The 2,243-nt window shown below is 65.1% G+C and carries 4 protein-coding genes; all 4 read left to right on the top strand.

Annotated elements, in window-relative coordinates:
* Positions 1-341, top strand: a 341-nt coding sequence (locus ACRDUX_RS14875) for a VOC family protein (RefSeq protein ID WP_526414790.1), incomplete at its 5' end; no start/stop codon positions are given.
* Positions 342-413: 72 nt separating this feature from the next.
* A complete protein-coding gene (locus ACRDUX_RS14870) occupies positions 414-887 on the top strand; it encodes a carboxymuconolactone decarboxylase family protein (RefSeq protein ID WP_526414789.1) in 474 nt (157 codons plus the stop codon).
* A gap of 15 nt (positions 888-902) precedes the next feature.
* Positions 903-1,934, top strand: a complete 1,032-nt coding sequence (locus ACRDUX_RS14865) for an ABC transporter permease (RefSeq protein ID WP_526414788.1) — start codon at positions 903-905, stop codon at positions 1,932-1,934.
* Between the two features lie 34 nt (positions 1,935-1,968).
* Positions 1,969-2,243, top strand: a 275-nt coding sequence (locus tag ACRDUX_RS14860) for a hypothetical protein (RefSeq protein WP_526414787.1), incomplete at its 3' end; no start/stop codon positions are given.

Genomic DNA, 2,243 nt, shown 5'->3' with positions numbered 1-2,243 from the left:
GCGCACCGGTGCCGTTCATCCACCACAGCAGCTGGCAGGTCGACGACGTAGACGCGATCGGCCGTGGCGCGACGGCCATGCTCGCCGAGCACCCGGAGCGGCACGTCTGGGGTCTTGGGCGACACTACGCGGGCTCGAACTTCTTCTGGTACTTCAAGGATCCGTCAGGGACCTTCGCCGAATACCACAGCGACATGGACCACATCCCGGAGGACGCATTGTGGTCGCCGGAGACCCTCGAAGGGGCCAAGGGTCTCTTCCAGTGGGGTCCGCCGCCGCCGCCGTCATTCATCAACCCGGAAGATCTGGCAGACCTGATGATGAGCGGTCACCCCGGCTAGCCCCAACCCACGTTCTCATTCAACAGTTTCATCAAACCATCGAAACCGTCTAGGGCGGAGAGGAATACAACCATGCCCCGAATCGAACCAACCGACCGCAGTACCGACTCCTTCTATGCAGTACTCGGCAATCGCCCGGAGATTGCCGACGCCTGGGCGGCCTTGGACAAGGTGCTGCTGACCGACGGCTCCTCAAAGCTGTCGACGTCTCTGAAGGAGGAGGTGCGCAGCGGTCTGGCGCAGGGCATTGGCTGCCAGTACTGCGCGACCGTCGGAGGAGCGCCCGTCACCGAACACGTGGATCCCCGCGCCAGTCTCGCAGGCGCATTCGCCGAACTCGTGGTCAACAACCTCGGCAAGATCGACGACTCGATGTTCGACGTGTTGCGCGGAGAATTCAGCAACGACGAGATCGTCGAACTGTGCGCCTGGATCTGCTTCAAGTTCGGCGCCAACGTGCTTGGCGCCCTGATGAAGCTGGACCCCGCCACTGAGGAGCAGGCCGGCGCATACCGGGAGCTGCTCGACGACGCCAGCGCGCGGTAGGAAAGGAACCGTCCGATGTCTTCCAACACCATCGCCGAGTCGATCACGGCCGACGGGGCCCTACCCGAGGTCAGCCCGCCGAGCAAGCACCGTGCACGTGCCAGACGGATCGCAGACTTCAGCGCGCGATACGGCATCCAGGTGGTGTTCTTCGTCATCCTCACCGTGCTCTTGATCAGCTCCCCACTGTTTCGCAGCCCGGACAACCTTCTCGGTGTGCTGCAGCAGAGTTCGATCATCGGCGTGCTGTCGTGCGGGATGTTGGTAATCATCGTCGGCGGGGCATTCGACCTGTCGTTCGGCGCCATCGGCGTGGGGGCCTCGGTGAGTGCAGCGGCGGTCATCGTCGGCACCGGCTCCATCGGCTACGGGCTGCTGACCGCTGTGCTCGTCGGCCTGATCTGTGGGCTGTTCAACGGGTTCCTCGTCACCAGGATCGGAATCACGCCATTCGTGGCGACGCTGGGAAGCGGCACACTGATCACCGGGATCGTGCTCAGCCAGACCGGCGGGCGGGCGATCGCCGGGCTGCCGCTGGCGCTCAGCAACTTCGGTCTGGGCCGCACGCTGGGGATACCGAACCCGGCGTTGGTCTTCGCCCTCGCCGTACTCGTCACGTGGTTTCTGCTGCACGTGACCCGGTTCGGTCACTTCGTGTATGCGGTCGGGTCGAGCAAGGAGCCGGCCCGACTCGCCGGGGTCCCAGTCGACCGCGTCTTGGCGGGAGCGTTCGTGTTCGGCGGTCTGTGTGCGGGGATCGCCGGGATCCTCCTGCTCTCGCAGACCAACGTCGGGCAACCCACCGGTACCGAGAACTGGGCTCTGAATGCAATCGCGGCGGTCGTCGTGGGCGGCACCCCGCTGCGGGGCGGCATGGGCGGTGTCCGGTCCGTGGTGCTGGGCTCGCTGCTGCTCGGCGTGGTGTCGAATGCCCTCAACCTCTACGGCGTCTCACCGTACTGGCAGCCAGCCGTCACCGGCTCGGTCATCCTGCTCGCCGTCGGCTTCGACGCCTACCAGCGCAAGTCCCGCGGCGCCAGCGCCTGATTTTCGAAATTCAATCTGACAGTGAGGAACTGGTATGTCTGAAGTGCGCTCGAACAGCTTGCGCTTTATGGCAGCCGCAGTGATCGGCGCCCTGGCCATCGCACTGGTCGCCGCGTGCGGCCACGGCGCGGGAGCGGCGAACGGCGCGCTGCGGATCGGCATCATGCTCTTCAATACCGACCTCCCGGCCTACGCGCCCCTGACCGCCGGCATCAAGGCCAAGGCCGATGAACTCGGGGTCGACGTGGACATTCAGAATGGTCAGCTCGATCCGGCGCGGCAGGCGCAGTTGGTGCAGCAGTTCGTCAC

The sequence above is a fragment of the Mycobacterium sp. genome (assembly GCF_050701675.1).
GTDB lineage: Bacteria > Actinomycetota > Actinomycetes > Mycobacteriales > Mycobacteriaceae > Mycobacterium.
Note: the sequence above shows the minus strand (reverse complement) of the source record. Positions and strands in the feature narration are given on the sequence as shown.